This window comes from Arthrobacter sp. D1-29 (assembly GCF_054130585.1).
The window spans coordinates 1,609,536-1,631,938 of sequence record NZ_CP096383.1 but is presented as its reverse complement, the minus strand read 5'-3'; the positions used below and the strand labels follow the sequence as shown (position 1 = coordinate 1,631,938).

General features: G+C 63.6%; 23 protein-coding genes and 1 tRNA gene. 9 read left to right on the top strand and 15 right to left on the bottom strand.

The genetic code is table 11. From position 1 onward, the window contains the following. Positions 1–55: 55 nt before the first annotated feature. From M1E17_RS07555 to pdhA, 3 genes are read right to left on the bottom strand one after another with little or no spacing between them, the layout of a single operon-like run. Positions 56–1,561, bottom strand: a complete 1,506-nt coding sequence (locus tag M1E17_RS07555; protein WP_457967627.1) for a dihydrolipoamide acetyltransferase family protein — start codon at positions 1,559–1,561, stop codon at positions 56–58. A gap of 8 nt (positions 1,562–1,569) precedes the next feature. Next, on the bottom strand, positions 1,570–2,580 hold the full coding sequence (locus M1E17_RS07550; protein ID WP_457966538.1) for an alpha-ketoacid dehydrogenase subunit beta: 1,011 nt from the start codon (positions 2,578–2,580) through the stop codon (positions 1,570–1,572). After that, the gene (gene pdhA / locus M1E17_RS07545) at positions 2,580–3,758 is read right to left on the bottom strand and encodes a pyruvate dehydrogenase (acetyl-transferring) E1 component subunit alpha (protein ID WP_457966536.1); all 1,179 of its coding nucleotides are present in this window, start codon (positions 3,756–3,758) and stop codon (positions 2,580–2,582) included. Before pdhA ends, M1E17_RS07550 begins: the two co-directional genes overlap by 1 nt. A gap of 193 nt (positions 3,759–3,951) precedes the next feature. Here pdhA and M1E17_RS07540 point away from each other — a divergent pair, with 193 nt between their 5' ends. Next, a complete protein-coding gene (locus M1E17_RS07540; protein WP_457966535.1) occupies positions 3,952–4,425 on the top strand; it encodes an Lrp/AsnC family transcriptional regulator in 474 nt (157 codons plus the stop codon). Between the two features lie 177 nt (positions 4,426–4,602). Continuing rightward, positions 4,603–5,250, top strand: a complete 648-nt coding sequence (locus M1E17_RS07535) for a hypothetical protein (RefSeq protein WP_457966533.1) — start codon at positions 4,603–4,605, stop codon at positions 5,248–5,250. 83 nt (positions 5,251–5,333) lie between these two features. Here M1E17_RS07535 and M1E17_RS07530 read toward each other — a convergent pair whose 3' ends face one another. Further along, positions 5,334–5,798 (bottom strand): N-acetyltransferase family protein, encoded by a 465-nt coding sequence (locus M1E17_RS07530; RefSeq protein WP_457966531.1) that lies wholly within the window; start codon positions 5,796–5,798, stop codon positions 5,334–5,336. A gap of 368 nt (positions 5,799–6,166) precedes the next feature. Here M1E17_RS07530 and M1E17_RS07525 point away from each other — a divergent pair, with 368 nt between their 5' ends. Beyond that, positions 6,167–6,571 carry a DUF4383 domain-containing protein gene (locus M1E17_RS07525; RefSeq protein WP_457966530.1) on the top strand — a complete coding sequence of 135 codons (405 nt, stop codon included), beginning with the start codon at positions 6,167–6,169 and terminating at the stop codon, positions 6,569–6,571. Between the two features lie 5 nt (positions 6,572–6,576). Then, the gene (locus M1E17_RS07520) at positions 6,577–7,290 is read left to right on the top strand and encodes a hypothetical protein (protein WP_457966528.1); all 714 of its coding nucleotides are present in this window, start codon (positions 6,577–6,579) and stop codon (positions 7,288–7,290) included. Between the two features lie 100 nt (positions 7,291–7,390). Here the strand turns inward: M1E17_RS07520 and M1E17_RS07515 are convergent, their stop codons facing one another. Both M1E17_RS07515 and M1E17_RS07510 read right to left on the bottom strand, forming a co-directional pair. Further along, positions 7,391–9,007, bottom strand: coding sequence for a solute symporter family protein (locus M1E17_RS07515; RefSeq protein WP_457966527.1), 1,617 nt, complete (start codon positions 9,005–9,007; stop codon positions 7,391–7,393). After that, complete coding sequence (locus M1E17_RS07510; protein WP_267278407.1) at positions 9,004–9,384, bottom strand: DUF485 domain-containing protein; 381 nt, start codon at positions 9,382–9,384, stop codon at positions 9,004–9,006. Before M1E17_RS07510 ends, M1E17_RS07515 begins: the two co-directional genes overlap by 4 nt. A 202-nt stretch (positions 9,385–9,586) precedes the next feature. On the opposite strand from M1E17_RS07510, the gene M1E17_RS07505 reads away from it, so the two are divergent. Genes M1E17_RS07505 through M1E17_RS07490 form a run of 4 tightly spaced genes read left to right on the top strand, consistent with a single transcriptional unit; the run spans position 9,587 to position 13,410 of the window. Next, positions 9,587–10,801, top strand: a complete 1,215-nt coding sequence (locus tag M1E17_RS07505; RefSeq protein ID WP_457966526.1) for a sensor histidine kinase — start codon at positions 9,587–9,589, stop codon at positions 10,799–10,801. Between the two features lie 32 nt (positions 10,802–10,833). Continuing rightward, the gene (locus M1E17_RS07500; protein WP_457966524.1) at positions 10,834–11,553 is read left to right on the top strand and encodes a LytR/AlgR family response regulator transcription factor; all 720 of its coding nucleotides are present in this window, start codon (positions 10,834–10,836) and stop codon (positions 11,551–11,553) included. Further along, complete coding sequence (locus tag M1E17_RS07495; RefSeq protein WP_457966522.1) at positions 11,550–11,900, top strand: hypothetical protein; 351 nt, start codon at positions 11,550–11,552, stop codon at positions 11,898–11,900. The genes M1E17_RS07500 and M1E17_RS07495 overlap by 4 nt, the downstream gene beginning before the upstream one ends. After that, entirely contained in the window at positions 11,863–13,410 is a 1,548-nt protein-coding gene (locus M1E17_RS07490) for a sodium/solute symporter (RefSeq protein ID WP_457966520.1), read from the top strand. The genes M1E17_RS07495 and M1E17_RS07490 overlap by 38 nt, the downstream gene beginning before the upstream one ends. Before the next feature lie 65 nt (positions 13,411–13,475). On the opposite strand, the gene M1E17_RS07485 is transcribed toward M1E17_RS07490, so the two are convergent. The 6 genes from M1E17_RS07485 to rpsB all read right to left on the bottom strand — a co-directional run bounded on the left by M1E17_RS07485 (position 13,476) and on the right by rpsB (position 18,481). Next, the gene (locus tag M1E17_RS07485) at positions 13,476–14,060 is read right to left on the bottom strand and encodes a DivIVA domain-containing protein (protein WP_457966518.1); all 585 of its coding nucleotides are present in this window, start codon (positions 14,058–14,060) and stop codon (positions 13,476–13,478) included. 95 nt (positions 14,061–14,155) lie between these two features. Continuing rightward, positions 14,156–15,079: a phosphatidate cytidylyltransferase gene (locus tag M1E17_RS07480; RefSeq protein ID WP_457966516.1), complete on the bottom strand. Its 924-nt coding sequence runs from the start codon at positions 15,077–15,079 to the stop codon at positions 14,156–14,158. Further along, on the bottom strand, positions 15,079–15,636 hold the full coding sequence (frr, locus tag M1E17_RS07475; RefSeq protein ID WP_457966515.1) for a ribosome recycling factor: 558 nt from the start codon (positions 15,634–15,636) through the stop codon (positions 15,079–15,081). Before frr ends, M1E17_RS07480 begins: the two co-directional genes overlap by 1 nt. A 137-nt stretch (positions 15,637–15,773) precedes the next feature. Then, a complete protein-coding gene (gene pyrH, locus M1E17_RS07470) occupies positions 15,774–16,511 on the bottom strand; it encodes a UMP kinase (RefSeq protein WP_267278400.1) in 738 nt (245 codons plus the stop codon). A gap of 127 nt (positions 16,512–16,638) precedes the next feature. Continuing rightward, the gene (tsf, locus tag M1E17_RS07465; RefSeq protein ID WP_457966513.1) at positions 16,639–17,475 is read right to left on the bottom strand and encodes a translation elongation factor Ts; all 837 of its coding nucleotides are present in this window, start codon (positions 17,473–17,475) and stop codon (positions 16,639–16,641) included. 127 nt (positions 17,476–17,602) lie between these two features. Then, positions 17,603–18,481 (bottom strand): 30S ribosomal protein S2, encoded by an 879-nt coding sequence (rpsB, locus tag M1E17_RS07460; RefSeq protein ID WP_267278398.1) that lies wholly within the window; start codon positions 18,479–18,481, stop codon positions 17,603–17,605. 415 nt (positions 18,482–18,896) lie between these two features. On the opposite strand from rpsB, the gene M1E17_RS07455 reads away from it, so the two are divergent. Beyond that, positions 18,897–19,460 (top strand): murein hydrolase activator EnvC family protein, encoded by a 564-nt coding sequence (locus M1E17_RS07455; protein WP_457966511.1) that lies wholly within the window; start codon positions 18,897–18,899, stop codon positions 19,458–19,460. A 93-nt stretch (positions 19,461–19,553) separates the two neighbouring features. Here M1E17_RS07455 and M1E17_RS07450 read toward each other — a convergent pair whose 3' ends face one another. The 3 genes from M1E17_RS07450 to M1E17_RS07440 form a co-directional block, all read right to left on the bottom strand. Next, complete coding sequence (locus M1E17_RS07450; RefSeq protein WP_457966509.1) at positions 19,554–20,744, bottom strand: acyl-CoA dehydrogenase family protein; 1,191 nt, start codon at positions 20,742–20,744, stop codon at positions 19,554–19,556. Between the two features lie 176 nt (positions 20,745–20,920). Next, positions 20,921–20,994, bottom strand: a tRNA-Ile gene (locus M1E17_RS07445). A gap of 78 nt (positions 20,995–21,072) precedes the next feature. Further along, positions 21,073–22,269 (bottom strand): glycosyltransferase, encoded by a 1,197-nt coding sequence (locus tag M1E17_RS07440; protein ID WP_457966507.1) that lies wholly within the window; start codon positions 22,267–22,269, stop codon positions 21,073–21,075. Positions 22,270–22,403 lie beyond the last annotated feature (134 nt).

Sequence of the window (22,403 nt, the reverse complement as noted above, 5' to 3'; positions counted from 1 at the left end):
GCATAACCGGTGCCGGGCAGCAGCGGTTATGCGGGCCAGGTGCGTTCATGTCCGCCTAGACCATGGTGAGGACCATACCGGGCTCGGCCAGGATGGCGCCGACGTCGGCCAGGAAGCGGGAGCCCTGCTCCCCATCCACCAGCCGGTGGTCAAAGGACAGGCTCAGCGTCATGACCTGGCGGAGGGCAACCTCCCCCTGGTACTCCCACGGCGTTTTCCGGACGGCACCCATGGCCAGGATGGCTGCCTCGCCCGGGTTCAGGATGGGCGTTCCGGCGTCGATCCCAAAAACCCCGATGTTGGTGATGGAGACAGTTCCCCCGGACAGCTCAGCGGGCGTTGTCTTGCCCGCCCGCGCCGTCTCGGTCAATCCGGTCAGGGCCTCCGAGAGTTCCAGCAGGGACAGCCTGTCAGCATCCTTGATATTGGGAACTGTGAGGCCGCGCGGGGTTGCGGCTGCGATTCCCAGGTTTACATAGTTGAACTGCACGATCTCCTGGCGTTCTTCGTCCCACCGTGAGTTCAGCGAGGGATTCCGCCGCAGCGCAATCAGCACGGCCTTTGCGACGAGCGTGAGCGGCGTGAGCTTGTGCCCGGCAAAAGTTCGGCTGGCCTTCAGCTTGTCGAGCAGCTCCATGCCGGGCGTCACATCCACCGTCAGGAACTCGGTCACGTGTGGTGCTGTGAATGCGCTGGAGACCATTGCAGCGGCTGTGAACTTGCGGACGCCCTTGATGGGCATCCGGACTTCCCGCTCGCCTGGTGTACCCGCCTGCCGCGCTGCTACTTCGCCATGGCGAACTTCTCCGTCGCGGATTTCTCCCTCGGGGACCCTGACGGCATGGTGGGCTGCCGCCAGACCGCCGCCGTCCACAAAGTTCTGCACGTCCTCCCGGGTGATCAGTCCGCCGGGTCCGGTTCCCGTCACAGTGTCCAGCTCAACGCCGAGGTCCTTGGCCAGCTTGCGGACGGGAGGAGTGGATTTGGGCCGTTCGCCACTTGCACCGGGGGCACCGGCCGCAGGTGCCGACGTTTCAACGGCAGGCTGTGGGGGCACAGGGGCGTTAACTGCGGGGACGTGGGCGACCGGATGTTTTGAAATCATGGTCCGTGGCCGCCGGGCCGGGCGGCTGGAACTTTCGACGACGGCGCCGTAGCCAACCAGGTTCGCCTGCCGCTTGGCGGGGCCCGCCTCAGCCGTTCCCGCCGTCGCAGGTTCAGTCACCCTGGGTCCGGGATTCCCATTGACGCCCGATTCCGCAGGTACGCCCCCGGTGTCCCGCTGAGGGGGCGTACCCGCAGGAGGTGACCCACCGGCGTCGTCCGGTACTTCAAAGGAGACGATAGGCTTGCCCACCTCCACGATGGTGCCGGGTTGCTCGTGGAGGGCGGTGATGACGCCGGCGAACGGGGAAGGCAGTTCAACCACGGCTTTGGCGGTTTCAACCTCGGCGATGACCTGGTTGAGTTTGACGGTGTCCCCAACGCCGACTTTCCAGCTAAGGATTTCGGATTCGGTGAGTCCTTCGCCGAGATCCGGAAGCCTGAATTCCTTGATCATGGTGGCGCTCACCCTTCCAGCCCGCTGAGCGAGTTGGGGCGGCCCAGGGCGCGGTCCACACCGTCAAGAATCCTGTCCAGCCCCGGAAGGTGATGCATTTCCAGCTTGGAGTAGGGGTAGGGAATGTCAAAGCCGGTAACCCGGACCGGCGCTGCCTCCAGGTGGTAGAAACACCGTTCGGTGATACTGGCCGCAACCTCGGCCCCCACCCCGCCAGATTGGCCTGCTTCATGGGTAATGACCAGGTGGCCAGTCTTCCGCACCGAGGCCTCCAGCGTGGCGTAATCCACGGGCGCAAGCGAGCGCAGGTCGATGACTTCGATGGACACTCCTTCGTCCGCGGCGGCGATGGCGGCATCCAGCGCGGTCTTGACCAGGGGGCCGTAGGCCACCAGGGTGACATCCGTGCCCTGCGTGAGCACCCGGGCCGTGTCCATCGGCAGCGCGGTCCGCGGATCGACGGACTCATCCACCTCGCCCTTGTCGTGGTAGCGGCGCTTGGGTTCGAAATAAAGCACCGGATCATCGCAGGAAATGGCCTGCTGAATGACCGTGTGCGCATCCTGCGGATTGGATACGCTGACCACCCGCAGGCCGGAGGTGTGCGTGAAGTACGCCTCCGGCGATTCCGAGTGGTGCTCGGGCGAGCCAATGCCGCCGCCAAAAGGTACGCGGATGGTGATGGGCATTTTGACCGCACCCTGGGTCCGGTAATGCAGCTTGGCCACCTGGCTCACGATCTGGTCGAACGCCGGGTAGATGAAACCGTCGAACTGGATTTCCACCACCGGGCGGTAGCCCCGGTAGGCCAGGCCGACGGCGGTGCCGATGATCGCGGATTCGGCCAGCGGAGTATCCACCACACGATGCTTGCCAAAATCTTTTTGGAGCCCGTCCGTCACCCTGAAAACACCACCGAGGGTACCGATGTCCTCCCCCATCAGGATGACCTTGGGATCGTTCTCGAGGGATTTGCGCAGGCCGGCATTAATGGCGCGGGCAAAGGTCATCTGGGTCATCAGCGTGCACCTTCTTCTGACGGGGCTCCTGCGGGGTCGCCAAAGGAAGCCAGGTAACGGGAGTAGTGGTCCTGCTGCCGGTCGAGCCACGTGTTGGGCGAGCTGTAGACGTGCTTGAAGACGTCCAGGGGCTCCGGTTCTGGCATGGACGTGCAGGCCAGGCGCATCTGGCGGGCCACAGAGTCGGCCTTTTCCTCGACCTGCCGCTGCAGTTCATCAGTCAGGAGGCCCTTGCGTTCCAGCAGGGATTTGACCCGTCTGATGGGATCTTTGGCGGCCCAGTCCTCGAGCTCGTTGGCATCCCGGTAGCGAGTGGGGTCATCGGCGGTGGTGTGCGGGCCCATGCGGTAAGTGACGGCTTCAATGAAGGTGGGCCCGCCCCCGCGCCTGGCCCGGTCCAGGCCTACGCGTGTCGCTGCCATCACGGCCAGGACATCATTTCCGTCCACCCGCAGGCTCGGAATGCCGAAGCCGGTGGCCCTGTCCGCAAGGTGTACGTGGGACTGCAGCCGGACGGGTTCCGAGATGGCCCAGTGGTTGTTCTGGCAGAAGAAGACCACCGGCGCCTGGAAGCTGGCAGCGAAAACCATGGCCTCGTTGAGGTCGCCCTCGCTGGTTGCGCCATCGCCAAAGTAGGTCACAGCCACGGCGTCCGCGCCGTCATTCTGGATCCCCATGGCATACCCCGTGGCGTGAAGGGTCTGGGCGCCGATGATGATCTGTGGGGTTGCCATGTTGATGGTGTACGGATCCCACCCGGATGACGCGTTTCCCCGCCACACCCGGATGATGCTGGTCAGGTCAACGCCCCGGCAATATGCCACGCCGTTCTCCCGGTAACTGGAAAAGACAAAGTCGTCCTGGCGCAGGGCCCTGCCCGAACCGATCTGCGATGCCTCCTGGCCCAGCAGCGGAGGCCAGAGGGCCAGTTCACCCTGCCGCTGGAGGGCGGTGGCCTCGACGTCGATCCGGCGGATCACCGTCATGTCCTCATAGAGGGAACACAAGTGCTCGTCCGTGATGTCCTGTACCCAGGGATCGAATTCCGGATGGCTGATCCGCTCCCCCGCCGGGGTGATCAGCTGGATCAGACTCCTGCCGGATCCGCCGTGGTGTTCTGCACTGCTGCCCTGGCCGCGGGAGCTTGGTCCGCCCTGGCCCGCTTCGTCTGTAGACACGATCGCCCGCACCTTCTCACGTCGTTTGACCCGCTCCTTGTGAACTTGTGGTCCCGCCGGAGCCGGCCCCCGGGCGCCGTTGCCCCGGATAATTGTGACCATACTCACAATGCTCAAGGGGTACAACCACTGCGGCAAAAACTGAGCATAATGCTCTGTTCGGGCCTCTGAGACCGTGCTAGCGTTGCGCATTATGCAAGCTTTGGATGGCACAGACACTCGCCTGCTTTCAGCACTCGCGAACGACCCCCGCCGCACTGTTGTGGCACTCGCGCAGAAGCTGGGACTGTCCCGGAACACCGTGCAGGCGCGGATGGCGCAGTTGGAGAAAAAGCACGTCTTCCTCTCCTTCGAGCGGCGCATCAACCCGGCGTCACTGGGTTACCCCCTGATGGCCTTTATCTCAGTCCATGTCCAGCAGCAGAAGCTGGGTCAGCTGGCCCATGACCTTGCCGGCGTTCCCGAGATCTTGGAAGGGTATGGCCTCACCGGTTCCGCCGATCTTCTCCTCCGCGTTGTGGCCCTGGACGCCGAGGACCTGTTCAGGATCAATGGCAAGATCCTGGCCTGTGATGGCGTAGACCGTACGGACACTGCCCTGGCCATGGGCGAGCTCATTCCTTTCCGCATCCAGCCCCTGCTGGACCGGGGATCGGGCGAGGGGTGAAACCTCGGCAGTTCACTGCTGCGCATGGCGCTTCGTGCTGCCGCTTCACACGTCCCCACCGTGTACGGGACCCTCGATGCCGGGTTATAGGCTGGTCCCAGTTGAATCGATGGGGCGCCGGTCAGCGGGTCCCTGCAAAAAGGCAGTGCGAACGTATGCTGCCGGAAAGGCTCCATCTTGAGCATTCCTCGGGAACCGTACCAGCCCGACGCCGGATCAGCGGCGGGGCAGGCAGCGCCGGCATCGCCGGCAGCTCCGGTGGCACCGGCATCGCCCCAGACGCAGCCTGCGCCTCCAGAGCATCAGCCTGGCGGCGGGTATCCGGCCACGGCTCAAAGCGGGATCGCGGGCCACGACTCTAACCCCTTCGGACTCCCCGGCCAGCAGCCTCCCGTCAAAAGCCGCAGGAAGCTGTGGATCATCCTGGGAAGCGCCGGCGGGGTCCTGCTGCTGGTCATCATTGGCCTGATCATTCTGGTCAACGTTGTGGGCAGTGCCACGAACCAGGCCCGGGGACTCGCAGACGACTTCACCAAGCTGGTCATTTCCGGCGACACCGACCAGGCGTATGGCTACCTTGATCCTGCCCTGCATGACCAGCTGACGAAGGAGTCCTTTATTGAGGGGATAGCCACCCTGGAACTGAATGACTCCTGCAAGCCTTCGTACAACGACGTCCAGGTTACGTCAGAGAACGGCACCAATTCTGCGGATATCGCCGGCCTCATCACCTGCGACAACGACAAAAAAATTGACCTGGCCTACCGCTTCGAAGGCCAGGACGAGCTCAAGATGATCAACATCAAACTGCGTCCCCAGGAATAGCAGCTGGAGCGCCGTTGGAACGGCGGGCATCGCTGGGCACGTCCAGCGGACGCGCCTTGAACCCATGATCGAACCGCAGGGCCTTACCGACGAGGACGTTCAAGTAGGTAGGGTGCAGTTCCAAAGCCCTCTGCTGAATACATCCCAGCGGCGGCGGCATTCGCGCTCACAGTCACTCTCGGAACGCCTCGCTCATCCGCCCTGTCGATCAATGAGCGCACGAGCGCGCGGCCGATCCCTCGTTCCCGGTGTTGTGGAAGCACGTACACGCTCTGAAGGTCACCTGTGAGGCGGGTTCGATCATGAATGTCGGGAACCCGTTCGAAGAGCACCAGCCACGCCATGCCGACGAGCTGACCGTCGATCTCGGCCACATGGCACATTAGCGCCTGCCCTTGTGAACGCATCCAGGCGGCCAGGTCTTCAGCAAACTCTCGCCGCTCGGATTCGGATACTGGGCGGGACAGTTGGGCCCAAGCCTCCTTCAATGCGGCCAGCCCCGTAACGTCTCCGGGCCGGGCCGGTCTAACGATCATTTTGTCCTTCACGTATCGAGCATTGCCGCAACAACCGAACGAGCGCAAGCCGACCATCTATCGGTTGCTGCAGGTGTGGGCGTTTTGCTTCCGCAGCCGCTCATGCGTAGGCCGTAATAGCAGAGTTGCCTCTTCTTCAGTCGCCAACACGTCCTGTAGAGGGTTTGGGCCAGCAGGCGGTCAGGCGAGGCCATTTATTGCTGCGAAAGCTTCCGCCATTTTATGGCTGCGACTGACACCCAGGAATAGTTCGAAGGAAAACCGCATTCCCACCCATCCGCATCAACGCATGGTCCGAATTGCCTTCTGAGGGTCCCGTCCGGGATCCCGCAGTCTGGCTGGGATGGCATATCCCTGCCCTACCGGAAGGATTTCGGGCCATGCGCACATCACCGAACCGCCTTATCGCCACCGTCTTCGGCGCTGTCTACCTCCTTGTTGGTCTCCTCGGCTTCGCCGTGACCTCCGGGATAGGCTTTTTCGCCACCGAAGGCGCCAACCTCATCATCTTCGAGGTCAACCCTCTGCACAACGTCATCCACCTGGCCATCGGTGCGGCTCTGCTTTATGCCGGGCTGAAGAGCACCACGCTCGCACGCACCGTGAACGCCGGCGTTGGGGCCGTGTACCTCCTGGTGGGCGTTCTTGGTTTGTTCCTGTTGAGTTCGCCATTGAACATCATTGCCCTTAACGGCGCGGACAATGTGCTGCACCTGGCCAGTGCCGTACTGCTCCTTGGCGTGGGCCTCTCGCTGGACAAGTCCCCCGCCACCGCCCGGGCCTAACTGTCATGGACACAGCTGCCGTTTCCCAGCCTGCAACGTCCCAGTCTGTGGCCAGGGAACCTGTGGCCTTCGATCCCGCCGCCGGTTCCACGGCCGTGGTCCGGCTCTTCGCGGGCTTTGCAGGTTTCGGGGCGGGTTCGGTAAATCTCGCCGTTTCCTCAAGCCTGCTTGCCGGTCCGGATGGATCCGGCGATTCGGGCCAGGTCCTCTTCGGAGTCCTGGCCGGGCTGTGGGGAACGGCACTGATCGGCGGGACGGTCCTCGCCCTGAGCCGGGGGCGGATCCCGGCGCCGGGCCTGTCGTTGATGATGCTGATGGTTGCCGCCGCAGTCCACGCGGTGGCCACTATCTGGCGAGGGGAGACCGGATCGAGCCTCAGCCTGAGCCATCTGACGGCGCTGCTGCTCACACTCATGATGGTTGGATCCCTCGCCTGGCTGCGCCGGCAGGATCGACGGCTGGGCCGCGGGAGGGTTAACGGCGCGGACGAGGGCGGGGCTCCCGTCGTCGTCCGGCCGGGACGCCTCCTGCTCGGTGCTTTCGCCGGTGCCGTGCTGGTGGCAGGAATCGCGACGCCGGGCCTTGCAGCCTCCACGGCTGGACAGTTTGCGGTCCCCCACGGTCAGCATGGTCAGGACAGCGGGCACGGTCAGCATGGTCAGGACAGCGGGCCTGCAGCCCCTGTCGACCACAATCAGCCAGGCCAGCATCAGCACTAAACGCGCAAAAGGAGTCCCCGTGCCTTGGCACAGGGACTCCTTTCCGTTGTGAACAGCCTTAGCCGCTGGGCGACTCAGTTTCTGCGGACACTACTGGTGGTCAGTGGTTGGAGGCCTTCTCGGCCCCAACCCCGGTGAGTGACCTGACTTCCATCTCGGCCTGCTTGCCGCTGTCCTCGCGCTTCTTATCCAGCACCGTGCCAAGCCAGCCCAGCAGGAAGGCGAGCGGAATGGAAACGATGCCGGGGTTGCTCAACGGGAAGAGGGCAAAGTTGGCGTCCTTGATCATGGAGGTCGCCGCCCCCGAAACCACGGGCGAGAAGATGATCAGGACAATGGCCGATCCCAAACCGCCGTACATGCTCCACACCGCACCCTGGGTGGTGAACCGGCGCCAGAAGAGCGAGTAGATGATGGTGGGGAGGTTCGCCGAGGCGGCCACCGCGAAAGCCAGGGCCACCAGGAAGGCAACGTTCTGCCCGTTGGCAAGAATGCCGCCCAGGATAGCCATGACTCCAATGACCACAACGGTGCGCCTGGCCACCTTAACTTCCGTGTCGGCGTCGGCCTTGCCCTTGGAGATGACACTGGCGTAAATGTCGTGGGCAAAGGAGGCTGCCGCGGTGATGGTCAGGCCGGCCACCACGGCCAGGATGGTGGCGAAGGCGACGGCCGAGATGAAGCCCAGCAGGAGCGGCCCGCCGAGGTGGAAGGCCAGCAGCGGCGCGGCGGAATTTACGCCGCCTGGAGCGGACTTGATGGTGTCTGCACCCACCAGCGCTGCGGCGCCGTACCCGAGAACCAGTGTGAACAGGTAGAACAGGCCGATCAGCCAGATGGACCAGACCACGGACTTCCGGGCTTCCTTGGCCGTGGGGACGGTGTAGAAGCGCATCAGCACGTGCGGAAGGGCTGCAGTGCCCAGGACCAGTGCGAGGCCCAGGGACATAAAGTCCAGCTTGGAGGTTTCGGATTTGCCGTACTGCAGTCCGGGATTCAGCACAGCGGGGTAGTTGGCTGTGTCCACTGCCGCCCCGAGGAGGCTGGAGAGGTTGAACCCGTAGATGGCCAGCACCCAGAACGTCATCACTGCGGCGCCGGCAATAAGCAGGATCGCCTTGATGATCTGGACCCAGGTGGTGCCCTTCATCCCGCCGATCAGCACGTACATGATCATCAGGGCGCCGACGACCATGATCACCAGGGCCTGGCCGCCCCAGTCGCTGATACCCAAAAGCAGTGAAATCAGGCTGCCCGCTCCGGCCATCTGCGCCAGCAGGTAGAAGAAGCAGACGGCAAGCGTGGAGATGGCTGCTGTGATGCGGACGGGCCGCTGCTTCAGCCGGAAGGAAAGCACATCGGCCATGGTGAACTTGCCCGTGTTCCGGAGCAGTTCAGCCACCAGCAGCAGCGCCACCAGCCACGCCACCAGGAAGCCGATGGAGTACATAAAGCCGTCGTAGCCGTTGATGGCAATGGCGCCTGTAATGCCCAGGAACGATGCCGCGGAAAGATAATCGCCTGCGATAGCGGTACCGTTCTGGGATCCGGTGAAGGAGCGGCCCGCGGCGTAGTAGTCGGCGGCGGTTTTGTTGTTCCGGCTGGCCCTGAACACAATGACCATGGTCACCGCGACGAACAGTCCGAAGATCCCCATGTTAAGAAGGGTGGTGTCTTTGAGGGCGGCAACATCAACCGCCGCGGGTATCCCGATCATTTGCTCACTCCTGCGATGACGTTGCCGTGCCTGTCGAACTCATGGCCTTCAATTTCGTTCCGGATCTCCGCGGCGATGGGGTCAAGCCTCCGGTTGGAGTAGCTGACGTACCAGCCGGTGATCGCGAACGTGGAGACGAACTGCAGCAGCCCCAGAATGAGGCCGATGTTGATGTTGCCCCACACCTTGGTGGACATGAAGCCGACGGCATAGTCGGCCAGCAGGACGTACGCGAAGTACCACAGCAGAAATGCAATGGCCATGGGAAAAACAAAGCTCCGGTGACGTTTGCGCAGTTCCTGGAACCGCTCAGTCGACTGGACCTGTTCGAAGTCCACGGCCGCCGCAGCGTCCGGGGTGTGGGCATCGTGACCCATCGTTCCTCCTCGTTGAGATTTGCCTGGTTCACATCGGCCGGCCCTGCAGACAGGAGTGGCACTGCGCAGGAGGATTGCGGCGGCCGATGTGACTGCAATCACTGTGCGCTGCGGGAGGCGCCGCGACCATACCCGGCGCCGGACCGGTCGCTCAACGGTTGTGATGCTGCGGCAAACGGCGCCCGCCGCTACGCTGGGCAGCATGCCGGACTCCCCTCTCCTGACCGCCGCCGCCCTTGCCGTGATAGCGCTGGCGATTGCCGCCGTCGTCGGTGTGGGACTGAAGGTGCTGCGGTCATTCCGTGAGCTGGGTACCGACGCAGAACGCGCAACCTACACCACCCTTCACGCCGCGTCCCGGGCGGGGCAGCATCTGCGTGCCGGCCTCAACCCTGCGGGGGCAGCCAAGGCCGCACGCCAGCTGCGCAACCTGCTGGGCTGCGACGCCCTGGCCATCACCGACACTGCGGGGGTGCTGGCCTGGGACGGTTCCGCCGAGGACCTGAAGCCCCACCTGATGGACCTGGCGGCAGGCGTCCTTGCCGGCGGCAGGACAGCCATGGTCCAGGCGACAGCCATAGTCCAGGCTCGTGATGCGGATCCGGCGGCCGGCGGTCCCCCGGTCCGCCTGGAAGCCGTGATAGCCCCGATCCGGGCCAACGCACGGGTGGTTGGCGTGGTGGCGGCGTTTGCCCCGTCAGTGGGTGCCGGCCTGGTCCGGGCTGTCAGTGAGGTGGCCGACTGGGTTTCGGTACAGGTTGAACTGGCGGAGCTGGACGCATCCCGGACACTCCTGATGGAAGCCGAAGTCCGCGCCCTCCGGGCCCAGATCAGCCCGCACTTCATCTACAACTCGCTCAACGCCATCGCCTCGTTCATCAACACAGATCCGGCCCGGGCCCGGGAGCTGGTGGTCGAGTTTGCCGATTTCACCAGATACTCCTTCCGGCGGCACGGGGACTTCACCACGCTCGCCGAAGAACTCCGCTGCATCGACCGGTACCTGCTGCTGGAGCGTGCGCGCTTCGGGGACCGCGTGCAGGTCAGCCTCCGGATCGCACCGGAAGTCCTGAGCACTGTTATTCCGTTCCTGAGCCTCCAGCCGCTGGTGGAAAACGCCGTCCGCCACGGTCTGGAGGCGAAGGAAGGGCCGGGCCGGATCAGCATTGCGGCGCATGACTCCGGCGCCTACGCGGAAGTCACCATCGAGGACGACGGCGTAGGCATGGATCCGGCGCAGCTCAGGTCAGTGCTGGCGGGGCACAGCGACGGCGAGCATGTGGGACTGCGCAACGTGGACGCCCGCCTCCGGCAGGTTTACGGCGAAGGCCATGGCCTGGTCATCGAAACCGCCCCCGGCGAGGGGACCCTCATCACCATGCGTGTGCCCAAATCCCAGCCGGGCCATGACGCCTGAGCTGTTTGGCTGACGCAGCTAATGTAGGAACCATGATTAATGTCCTCGTCGCGGACGACGAGCTGCCGGCCATCGAGGAGTTGGCCTACCTCCTGGGCAGGGATGACCGGATTGGGGTCATCCACCGGGCCTCCTCCGGCAGCGAGGCCCTGCGCGCGCTCGCCACCCATGCCGTTGATGCGGTTTTCCTGGACATCCATATGCCTGCCGTTTCGGGCCTCGACATTGCCCGCGCCATCGCCCGCAGCAGCAACCCGCCGGTAGTGGTCTTTGTGACGGCGGATGAGGACTGTGCCCTGGAAGCCTTCGAGCTCGCCGCCGTGGACTACCTGCTCAAGCCGGTGCGCGCCGAACGGCTGGCCCGTTCGGTGGGCAGGATCAGTGAACTGATGCGCGACGGCGGCGAGGCACCTGAGATGATCACCGTGGACCAGGGCGGCACCACCCGGATGATCCGGCGGGACGATGTCACATATGTCCAGGCCCAGGGCGACTACGCCAGGCTGCACACGTCCGAGGCCAGCTTCCTGATCAGGATTCCGTTGGCCGACCTGGAGCAGCAGTGGGCCGAAGCCGGCTTTATCCGCACCCACAGGTCCTACCTGGTTGCACTGAAGCATGTCACCTCCATGAAGCTTGCCGCGGACAAGCCCAGCGTCACCGTGGCGGGCGCCGGGCTGCCCATCAGCCGCCGCCACCTTCCCACGGTCCGGGAAAAGCTGGAAGCTACCCGGCTCCGGCCACAGGCATGACGCGCATCCGGGTCACCGCGCCCCCATCAGCCGCCCGGCCGCCGCGTGAGACGCCCGAGGCCGCGCAGGAGTCAGAAGTGGGCCAGGTGTTTGTCAGGTCGCTCATCCGCTCCCAGCTGCGGCTGGCCCTGGTGGTGGGTTTGGGGTTCCTGCTGATCCTCTCCGCTTTTCCGTTGCTGCTGATTGCTGTTCCGGGCCTTGCAGAAATGCGGGTGGCCGGCATCCCGTTCGACTGGCTGCTGATCGGCGCCGGCATCTATCCGCTGATCGGCCTGAGCGCCTGGCTGTTCATCCGGTCAGCAGCCCGGAATGAAGCCAGGTACCGAGAGTTGGCCGAGGACGCGTGAGGCTCCCGTGATTCCGGCCGCTGATCCTGCCGTAAATCCCGCCGTTAATCCTGCCGTTGGCGTGGTGGCCTTGGTGGTCGTTTCGCTGGCCACTGCGGTGATCGGCTTCTACGGCCTCCGGATCTCACGCACCACCGGCGATTTTTACGTCGCCTCCCGGACCGTGCCGCCATGGTGGAATGCCTCAGCGATCGGCGGCGAATACCTCTCCGCGGCCAGCTTCCTGGGCGTTGCCGGGCTGATCCTGCTGTCGGGAACCGATGCGCTGTGGTTCCCCGTGGGCTACACGGCCGGATACCTGATGCTGCTGCTTTTTGTGGCCGCCCCGCTGAGGCGTTCGGGAGCCTACACCATCCCCGACTTCACCGAGGCACGGCTGGATTCGCGGGCGGTCCGCAGGGTCACCAGCCTGGTGGTGGTTGTGGTGGGGTGGCTGTACATCGTTCCCCAGCTCCATGGCGCGGCCCTGACCATCCGGATTGCCACCGGCCTGCCATCCTGGGTGGGTTCGGTCTCCGTGGTGTTTGTTGTGTGCCTGACGGTTGTGGCCGGCGGCATGCGCTCCATCACGTTTGTGCAGGCCTTTCAGTACTGGCTCAAGCTCACGGCTCTGGCGGTGCCCGCCGTTTTCATCATGTTCGTCCTTGCCGGAAACGGGACGCCCGCTGTTGCCCAAGCCGCCGTCAACCCCACCGGGCTGTCACCCGCCGGCCCCTACCAGAACATCTCGCTCCTGGTGGCGCTCCTCTTTGGGACGCTGGGGCTGCCACACGTCCTGGTGCGCTTTTACACCAATCCTGACGGGCAGTCTGCCCGGCGGACCACCCTGATCGTGTTGGGCCTGCTCTCCGTCTTCTACCTGTTTCCCACCGTGTACGGTCTGGCGGGCCGGATGTTCGCCCCGGAGCTTGCCAGATCGGGACAGGCCGACGCCGTGGTGCTCCTCCTGCCGGGCCAGCTGGTGGGCGGAACGGCCGGCGATCTGCTGTCTGCACTCGTGGTGGGCGGCGCTTTTGCCGCCTTCCTCTCAACCACGTCCGGACTGGTGGTTTCGCTGGCCGGTGTCATCAGCCAGGACGTGCTCGGTGGCAATGTCCACGGGTTTCGGTTGGCCGCCGTCATTTCTGCAGTGGTCCCGTTGGGTTTCGCCCTGATGACGGACTCGTTTGCGCTCGCAGGCAGCGTTGGCCTGGTGTTCGCGTTCACCGCCTCCACCGTTTGCCCCGTCCTGCTGTTGGGCATTTGGTGGCGGGGTCTTACCGACGCCGGTGCCATCGCCGGGATGGTGACTGGCGCCCTGCTCTGCGGCGGTGCCATGATTTACGGCGCACTGGCGGGGGCTGCCGGCACTCCGTCCTGGCTGGCCCAGCCGGCGGCATGGACTGTGCCGGCCGCCTTTGCCGTGATGGTACTCGTCTCCCGCGCCACCAAGGGCCGCGTACCCCGGACGATGTCGCGGATCATGACCCGCCTGCACACCCCGGAGAGGCCTTTGGTCACCGAACGCTAGGTTTGGCCGGCCGAGGCAGGTTTGCGCCGATTTGCACTGCAGGTGGCATGACGGCGGGGCGTTGGTCAGTCGATGGCCGCCATCAGTTCAACCACGCGGTCCAGGAACGCGTCCACCTGGTTTTCCTCGTACCCGTCCTGGCCTGTTGCCGGCCGGAAGACGGCCCGGCGGACGTTGTCCACGCTGAGCGGCTTGTCCTCCTCCAGGTAGCCGATCAGCTGGTGGCAGAGCTTGTCCACGTCCGCGATGTTGTAACTGCGGGCCTTGTTCTTCGACGGCCGGCGGAAGCGGTCGCCGTCGGGCCGGTGCAGCCTGCCGCGCAGGATCCCGGAGAGCCGTCCGATCTGGCGCAGCCAGGCTTCTTCGCCACTCGAGGCAATCAGTTCGTCGCGTTCACGGCGCGCGAAAGCGTCTTCCAGCCGGTCAAGGGCGGCATCCACGACGGCGGCAGAGTACCCGCCCTTGACGGGGTCAAAGGAGACTGAACGCACATCGGAACTCGTAATGACGTGGACGGCCGCCTTCGGCGATTCCAGCGAGACGCGGGCGCGCTGGAGGAACTGGTCCACCTGCTTGGCGTTATAGCCGTAGTCGTTGCGCTGCACGCGTTCAAAGGACGCGGGAATCTGCCGTTGAAAATCCACTGCCACTGTACGTTCCTTCAATGTTCTTCAGCCGGATCGCTGTGGCACCAGTCTATGGCGCCGCCGGCGTTCTGTTGGGGCATGCGGGCTTGGTGCTTCAGTCAGGCTGCTGCGACCAGCCCGTAGAGCACAAACGCCACTGGTGCTGCGAAAACGATGGAATCCAGCCGGTCCATCACCCCGCCATGACCGGGGAGGATGCTGCTCATATCCTTGATTCCCAGCTCGCGTTTGACCATGGATTCCGCCAGGTCTCCCGCTGTGGAGGCGGCAACAAGGCCCACCGCCAGTACCACGCCTACCCACCACGGTTTGCCGAGCAGGAAGATGCTTGCCAGGATCCCGATCAGCATGGCGCCGGCAATGGATCCGGCGAAGCCTTCCCAGGACTTTTTGGGACTGATTTTTGGCGCCATGGGGTGCTTTCCGAGCGACGCGCCGACGAGGTAGCCAAACGTGTCATTGGAGACAACCAGGAGGAGCATCACTGCCACCTGCCAGGCCCCGTGCGGCACAGTTCCACCCGGCCACAGGCCCACGGTGGCCGCGCCGCCCGAAGCATGAAGGGGCAGGGCCGCGAAACTGATGAAGAACGGAACCCAGCCCAGGGTGAAGACGCCGGCGAAGATGCTGTTGGCCGATCCCGCTGCTGATTCCACCGACCGCCAAAGAAGCACTGCCACGCAACTCAGCAGCATGGCGAAGAGAAGGCTCTCCAGCCCGCCGAAGTAGGCAGCGAAAGGCATGGCCAGCGTGCCCGTCATCACCGGCACGATGGGCATCCTGGTGCCGTTTGCCTCCAGGGCGCGGTAAATTTCCCAGACCCCAAAAACAGCGAAGCCGGTGGTCACCGCCACAAAGCCGAGCGGCAGGAAGACGAGGCCGCCCAGGACCCCAAAGAGCATTGCCAGCCCCACCACGGTGGCCGCAGGGAGGTTCCGTCCAGCCTTGGGCGTCGGGTTCCTCCGGGGCTGCCTCCCCTTCATGCGCGCCCGTTGAGCGGGAGCCTGCTCTGCCTGGCTCATTAGACTTCGAGCAGCTCCGCTTCCTTGCGCTTGAGCAGTTCGTCGATGCCGTCCACGTGTGCCTTGGTCAAAGCGTCCAGTTCCTTCTCGGCCCGGCTGCCCTCGTCCTCGCCGGCTTCGCCGTCCTTGACCAGCCGGTCAAGCGTTTCCTTGGCCTTGCGCCGGATGTTGCGGATGGAGATCTTCGCGTCCTCGCCCTTGGTCTTGACGATCTTGACGTACTCCTTGCGGCGTTCCTGGGTCAGGTCCGGAATGGTGATCCGGATGACGTTGCCGTCGTTGGAGGGGTTAGCGCCCACCTCGGAGTCGCTCAGGGCACGTTCAATGTCCCGGAGGGCAGTCTTGTCGAACGGGGTGATGAGGATGGTGCGGGCGTCAGGAATGGCGAAGGATGCCAGTTGCTGCAGCGGGGTGGGTGCACCGTAGTAGTCCACCAGCACCTTGTTGTAGAGTCCCGGGTTGGCCCGTCCGGTGCGGATCGAGGCAAAATCTTCCTTGGCTACCTCAACAGCCTTGTCCATCTTGTCTTCGGCTTCGAGCAAGGTATCTTCGATCACGGTCTCTCCTCAGAAGTTGGTGCAGTCCGTCGGTGCCGGGTCCATGCACAATCTCGGTTCAATGTTCCTTCTTGATCCCCGTTCCATCCTTAGCCGGATGGCGGGGAGGAACTGTCCTAAAAACATCCTAGCCGTAGCTAGGGGGTGACCAGCGTTCCCAGCTTTTCGCCGAGAATGGCGCGGGTGACGTTCCCTTCGCCTTCCATTCCGAAGACAACCATGGAGAGATTGTTGTCCTTGCACATGGTCATGGCGGTCTGGTCCATGACCCTGATGTCGCGCCTGAGGGCGTCGTCGTAGCTCAGGGTGTCCAGCTTCTCGGCGGTGGGGTCCTTTTTGGGATCGGCGGTGTACACGGCGTCCACGCCGCTCTTGGCCATCAGCACCACGTCCGCGTGGACTTCCAGGGCGCGCTGGGCAGCCACGGTGTCAGTGGAGAAGTAGGGAAGCCCGGCACCCGCACCGAAGATGACTACCCGGTCCTTTTCCATGTGCCTGATGGCGCGGCGGGGAATGTAGGCCTCGGCGACCTGGCCCATGGTGATGGCGCTCTGCACACGGGTTTCGACGCCGGCCTGCTCCAGGAAATCCTGCAGGGCCAGGCAATTCATCACTGTGCCGAGCATGCCCATGTAATCTGCCCGCGACCGGTCCATACCGCTTTGGGACAGTTCGGCACCGCGGAAAAAGTTGCCGCCGCCAACGACGATGGCTACCTCCACTTCCGGGATGGCTGCAGCGATCTGCTTGGCGACGTCGCGGACGGTTTCGGGATCAACGCCCAGCTTTCCGCCGCCGAAGACCTCACCGGACAGCTTAAGCAGGACGCGTCGCCTGCTCTTCTCTGGCTGGATTGAACTATTGACGGCTTCCATGGTGCCTTCCCGTTGGGTTAACTCTGAGCTAGGTTATCGTGCTGGGTGGCCAAAGGTCTCATCTGACGTTTAGCCGGTGCATGCAAAAGGGGCGGCCACCGAAGTGGCCACCCCCTTGCAGATTCGACTAGGAGCCGACGCGGAAACGCGAGAACGCAGTTGCCTTGACGCCGGCCTCTTCGAGGACCTGGGCCACAGACTTCTTGGCATCCTTGGCGAATGCCTGGTCAACCAGGACCTCGCCCTTGTAGAAGCCGGTCACGCGGCCTTCCACGATCTTGGTGAGGGCAGCCTCGGGCTTGCCTTCGGCCTTGGCCGTCTCTTCAGCGATGCGACGCTCGGACTCAACCAGCTCGGACGGAACGTCTTCGCGGGTCAGGTAGTTCGGCGCCATGGCTGCGATGTGGACTGCAACGTCGTGGGCTGCGGTGGTGGCAGCTTCGCCTTCGCCGTCAACAGCGAACAGGACGCCAACCTGGGCCGGGAGGTCCTTGGAGGTCTTGTGCAGGTAAGCATCTACCGTGCCGCCCTCAATGCGGGAGATCCGGCGGACAACAACCTTTTCGCCCAGTACTGCGCCCTCTTCGACGACGACCTCGGACAGCGGCTTGCCGTCAACTTCGGTGGCCAGAAGGGTGTCGAGGTCGGCAGCGCCGGACTCAACGGCAACGGCCAGAACGCGGTCGGCCAGCTGGATGAACTTGTCAGCCTTGGCAACGAAGTCGGTCTCGCAGTTGACTTCGATCATCACGCCGACGCCGTTGTTGACCTTGGCGGCCACCAGGCCTTCGGCGGTGGAGCGGCCTTCGCGCTTGGTAGCGCCCTTCAGGCCCTTGATGCGGATGATTTCGATGGCCTTCTCGGCGTCACCGTTGGCCTCGTCAAGAGCCTTCTTGACATCCATCATGCCGGCGCCCGTGCGCTCGCGCAGAGCCTTGATATCAGCGGCAGTGTAGTTCGCCATGTGAACCCCTCTGTCTAGAAAATGTATGTGGTGTACGGACCGACAGGACAGCGGCTCACCCGGTGAGCCGCCATCCTGTCAGGTGTTCCAAGCGCTGCTGGAGCGCCTGAGAATCCGGATTTACTTGTTACTTGTCGGCGTCGGCAGCGGGAGCTTCGGCAGCGGCCGGAGCTTCCTCGGCAGCCGGAGCTTCCTCGGCAGCGGGAGCAGCTTCAGCAGCCGGAGCGGCCTCTTCAGCCTTGCTGCCTTCGAGGAGCTCGCGCTCCCACTCGGCCAGCGGCTCTTCCGGAGCTTCAGTGGTGCCGGTTGCACGCTGGTTGCGGGCGATCAGGCCCTCGGCAACAGCGTCAGCAACAACGCGGGTCAGCAGGTTCACGGAACGGATGGCGTCGTCGTTGCCCGGGATCGGGAAATCGACTTCGTCGGGATCGCAGTTGGTGTCCAGGATGGCAACAACCGGGATGTTCAGCTTCTTTGCCTCGTCAACGGCGAGGTGTTCCTTCTTGGTGTCCACGATCCACAGCACGGAGGGTGCCTTGGTCAGGTTGCGGATACCGCCGAGGTTGGTCTCCAGCTTGGTGAGTTCACGGCGAAGGAGCAGCAGTTCCTTCTTGGTGTACGCGGAGCCGGCGACGTCGTCGAAGTCGATCTCTTCCAGTTCCTTCATGCGCTGGATGCGCTTGGAAACGGTCTGGAAGTTGGTCAGCATACCGCCGAGCCAGCGCTGGTTCACGTAGGGCTGGCCAACACGGGTTGCCTGCTCAGCAATGGATTCCTGAGCCTGCTTCTTGGTGCCGACGAAGAGTACGGTGCCACCGTGCGCAACGGTGGCCTTCACGAACTCGTAGGCGCGGTCGATGTAGGACAGCGACTGCTGAAGGTCAATGATGTAGATGCCGTTGCGCTCCGTGAAGATGAATCGCTTCATCTTCGGGTTCCAACGGCGGGTCTGGTGTCCAAAGTGGACGCCGCTGTCAAGCAGCTGGCGCATAGTTACGACGGGCATGCCGGCGCTCCTTCCGGCAGGTCATTCATGAGAAAACCCGGAGGCTCTCTTACCCTGCCAATAGTTGACGGTTGTTTAGCCTGGCCCAAGGCGGGCCGTGCTCCTGGCATCCATTGCGCTTCTCATCAGGACACGGGCCCTGACCGCAAGAGGCACAATCCTCCTCAGACAAAGCCATTGGCTTTAGACGAGGAGGGCTGGATGCGCGTAGTCAGCCGCTGCTCCCCCGCACTTCTGAATGAGACGTGCTGACGCGAAATGCGTTGAGGGCACAGCAAACTGCTCCACCAAGTGTACTACAGGCACTCCCGCCCGCCGGACAGCGGGACCACCGCTTTGGCTCCGGCGGCAGAGGTTTTCCACATGGGGCAGATGAATGCTCGCGGTGCCTCTTCAGCCGCGGGAAGCTGGGCCAATGAAAGCACCAGCACTCCTCGCCGCCCTGCTTCTGCTGCCTGCATCGGTGGCGCCCTCCGGCGAAGTCCTTTCACCGGGCGGAATCACATCCGGAACGCAGTCCCCAGAGCTGCGTCAAGGTACCGGTCCGGGCGCGGCACGTCCCTCCTGGGCCTGGCCGCTCGCTCCGAAGCCGGAGGTGCTGCGGACCTTCGACCCACCGGACAAGCCGTGGATGAGCGGCCACCGGGGAGTGGACCTAGCCACAATCCACGACGGCGCCCAGCTCACCTCCCCGGCGCCCGGAACGGTCAGCTTTGTAGGTGTGGTGGTTGACCGCCCGGTCATCACCATCGATCACGGGAACGGATTGCGCAGCAGTTTTGAACCCGTGCAGAGCGATCTGGCCGCCGGGGCTGTAGTCGCCAAGGGCCAACCTATAGGCACCGTACTCCCGGGGCATTGCAGGTCCGGCCCGTGCGTCCATTGGGGCGTCAGGGAGGGGGATGAGTATGTCAATCCGCTGCAGTTCGTCATGGACCTCCGCCCATCCGTCCTGCTTCCCCGCAGCGGAGCTCCCTAATGCGGCTCCAACCAAGGCGGATACGGCTCCAACGATGGCGGATGCGACTCAATCCAGGGTGGCCGCGCCGCCAACAACGCGCGCGTAAGTCCGCTAGACGATCGCGGAGATGCCGGTGATGGCTCGGCCTGTCACCAGGGTGTTGACCTCATGGGTCCCCTCATAGGAGTAGATGGCTTCCGCATCCGCAAAGATCTTGGCCATCTCAAAGTCGGTGACAATGCCATTGCCACCCAGCAGGCTCCGCCCGATCGCGACGCTTTCGCGCATCCTGGCGGTGGTGAAGGCCTTGGCCAGCGCGGACTGTTCATCCTTCGCCAGGCCTGCGTCCTCAAGCTGGGAAAGCCGCACCATCATGCCCATGGAGCTCACGGCGTTGCCGAGAATCTGGACCAGCTGGCTCTGGACCAGCTGGAAGGACGCCAGCGGACGGCCAAACTGATGGCGCTCCACGGCATAGCGCCGGGCTACGTCGAACGCGGCCAACTGCTGCCCTACGGCCTGCCAGCCAACCCCCAGGCGGGTGACCTTGAGTACCTTGTTGGTGTCGCGGAAGCTATTGGCGTTGGCAAGCTTGAAGAATTCGGGAACAACCACGTTGTCCAGGACGATGTCCGCGTTCTGGACGGTCCGCAGGGAAATCTTGTTCTCGATCTTTGTTGTGCTGAATCCTTCGAGCGAGGTGTCCACCAGAAAGCCCTTGACCTGATTGTCGGCCAGGTCCCGCGCATAGATGACCACCCAGTCGGAGAAAGTGGCGTTGCCGATCCAGCGTTTGGCACCGTTCAGGATCCAGGTGTCCCCGTCCTTCTGCGCGGTGGTCCGGGTACCGCCGGCGACGTCGGAACCACCGAGCGGCTCAGTGAGCCCGAATGCACCGATCTTCTTCAACGAATAGATGTCCGGAAGCCAGGCTTCCTGCTGCTCCTGCGAGGCAAGCGCCTCAATGGACCCCGTGAACAGGCCGTCGTGGACACCCATAAAGGTAGCAATGGACGTATCAGCCCGGGTGACCTCGGCATGGACCAGGCCGGCGAAGAGGTTCGAATTCCCCTGCCGCCTGACCGGACTGACGAGATCAATCTCGGCAAGCTTGGGAATGAGCTCCATCGGAAATTCGCCCAGGTTCCAGCAGTCCACGGCAATGGGGCGGACTTCACGCTCCAGGAACCCGCGGATCTCGGCGAGCCGGTCCTGCTCCTTTGCGGTGAGCAGCTGCTCGAAGGCGAAGAAGTCACCGTCGGCGTACGGAAGGCTGTTGATGTCAAAAGCGGCTTTGGACATGGTTTCCTCACACAAGGATCAGCAGTGCCGGGGCTGGGACCCGGGCCTAGCAGCGTCGATAAGTTACTGGTCAGTAACATACCGCAATTGCGGCTGAAAACAAAAGAAACCAGGGCCGACGGTGCATCGGTCATGGTTTCTTTGGTGTTGTTCACTTTTGGCAATGGATCCTGCGGTAGGGCTACTCGGACTTGAACCGAGGACCTTAGGATTATGAGTCCCGCGCTCTAACCAGCTGAGCTATAGCCCCTTGTGCCCCGGCGGGACCTGGTCCTGGGGACTTCGGCGCCCGCGGGGCAAAAACACTCTAGCAAACAGAGGAACCCCTCTAGACCACTTTGTCCTCGAAGCCGGCACCCCGGTAGAGATCCTCGAAGGTCTGCAGGGTGCCCTGCATGCTGTGAGGTTCCACCATCCTGCGGCTGGCCCGGCCCATGGCGGCAAGCTGCTCGGGCGGCAGCTGGAGGATCTTGGTGACCTTGGCCGAGAGGTCGTCACTGTCGTTGGGCGTGAACAGGAAGCCGTTCTCCCCATCCCGTACCAGGTGTGGAAGCGCCATGGCATCCGCCAGCAGCACAGGCGTTGACGCCGACATCGCCTCCAGGGTCACCAGTGACTGCAGCTCGGCCGTGCCGGGCATGCAGAACAGGTCCGCCTTGATGTAGGTCTCGCGAAGCTCCTCGTCGCTGGCAAGCCCCAGGAACTTCACCCGCTCCCCCAGGCCCAGCCTGTCAACCAAGGCCTCAAGCGCCGGGCGCACCTCGCCGCCGCCCACGATTTCGAGGTGGACGTTGAGCTCGGGCGGCGTCTTGGAGACAGCCTTGATCAGCACATCCACATGCTTTTCCTCGGCGAGACGTCCAACAAACACCACGGTGGGGTAGGGATTGCGTTCGATGACCTCCCCCGGCTTCAGTTCATAGGCCGAAGAGTCGATCCCGTTGGACAGCGGCAGGACCTTACGAAGGAAGGCGTGCTGGTGCATGGCCTTCGCCGCCAGCGGCGTGGGCGTGGTGATGACGTCTGCCTTCTCCATGACCTTGCCCATGTCCTTCCACGAGATGCGGCCGATGATGTCTTTGAACCACTGCGGGAAGGGCAGGAAAGGATTCAGGTTCTCCGGCATAAAGTGGTTGGTGGCCACGATCCTGATGCCACGCTTTTTGGCCTCGTAGAGAACATGCTCGCCGATCATGTAGTGGCTTTGGATATGCACAACGTCCGGCTTGATGCGGTCAAACAGGAGGCTGATTTCCTTCTTGATTTCCCACGGAAAGCAGATGCGGAAGTACTCATGGGTCCACACCCCGTGTGAGCGAAGCCGGTGCACGGTGCCTTCAGACCGGAACTCCGTGAAGCTCTTGCCGTCGTCAGCGCGGCAGGCCAGTACGTGCACGTTGTGCCCGCGCCCGGTCATACCCTTGGCCAGGCGATAGCCGAAGGTGGCGGCTCCGTTGATGTGCGGCGGATACGTATCCGCGGCAATCAGGATAGTCAGGGGTGGCTGGTCAGCGGGCGTTGTCACGTGGAGAGCTCCTGATGGTCAGGGCACTGTCAGCTAACGCTGCAGCACCGGTTGGCCGCTGGCACGGTGGCCGGGCCTCTTAGTGAAAATCGGCAGAGTGAAAATCGGTCTGGTAAATACCGGCATAAATCGGC

Coding starts and splice junctions, on each gene's coding strand:
- M1E17_RS07555 (WP_457967627.1), bottom strand. CDS start 1,561: ATGATCAAGGAATTCAGGCTTCCGGATCTCGGCGAAGGACTCACCGAA.
- M1E17_RS07450 (WP_457966509.1), bottom strand. CDS start 20,744: ATGTCCAAAGCCGCTTTTGACATCAACAGCCTTCCGTACGCCGACGGT.
- M1E17_RS07480 (WP_457966516.1), bottom strand. CDS start 15,079: ATGAGCCAGGCAGAGCAGGCTCCCGCTCAACGGGCGCGCATGAAGGGG.
- M1E17_RS07500 (WP_457966524.1), top strand. CDS start 10,834: ATGATTAATGTCCTCGTCGCGGACGACGAGCTGCCGGCCATCGAGGAG.
- M1E17_RS07520 (WP_457966528.1), top strand. CDS start 6,577: ATGGACACAGCTGCCGTTTCCCAGCCTGCAACGTCCCAGTCTGTGGCC.
- M1E17_RS07455 (WP_457966511.1), top strand. CDS start 18,897: ATGAAAGCACCAGCACTCCTCGCCGCCCTGCTTCTGCTGCCTGCATCG.
- pyrH (WP_267278400.1), bottom strand. CDS start 16,511: ATGGAAGCCGTCAATAGTTCAATCCAGCCAGAGAAGAGCAGGCGACGC.
- M1E17_RS07505 (WP_457966526.1), top strand. CDS start 9,587: ATGCCGGACTCCCCTCTCCTGACCGCCGCCGCCCTTGCCGTGATAGCG.
- M1E17_RS07525 (WP_457966530.1), top strand. CDS start 6,167: ATGCGCACATCACCGAACCGCCTTATCGCCACCGTCTTCGGCGCTGTC.
- M1E17_RS07490 (WP_457966520.1), top strand. CDS start 11,863: ATGAAGCCAGGTACCGAGAGTTGGCCGAGGACGCGTGAGGCTCCCGTG.
- M1E17_RS07550 (WP_457966538.1), bottom strand. CDS start 2,580: ATGACCCAGATGACCTTTGCCCGCGCCATTAATGCCGGCCTGCGCAAA.
- tsf (WP_457966513.1), bottom strand. CDS start 17,475: ATGGCGAACTACACTGCCGCTGATATCAAGGCTCTGCGCGAGCGCACG.
- M1E17_RS07495 (WP_457966522.1), top strand. CDS start 11,550: ATGACGCGCATCCGGGTCACCGCGCCCCCATCAGCCGCCCGGCCGCCG.
- rpsB (WP_267278398.1), bottom strand. CDS start 18,481: ATGCCCGTCGTAACTATGCGCCAGCTGCTTGACAGCGGCGTCCACTTT.
- M1E17_RS07515 (WP_457966527.1), bottom strand. CDS start 9,007: ATGATCGGGATACCCGCGGCGGTTGATGTTGCCGCCCTCAAAGACACC.
- M1E17_RS07540 (WP_457966535.1), top strand. CDS start 3,952: ATGCAAGCTTTGGATGGCACAGACACTCGCCTGCTTTCAGCACTCGCG.
- M1E17_RS07510 (WP_267278407.1), bottom strand. CDS start 9,384: ATGGGTCACGATGCCCACACCCCGGACGCTGCGGCGGCCGTGGACTTC.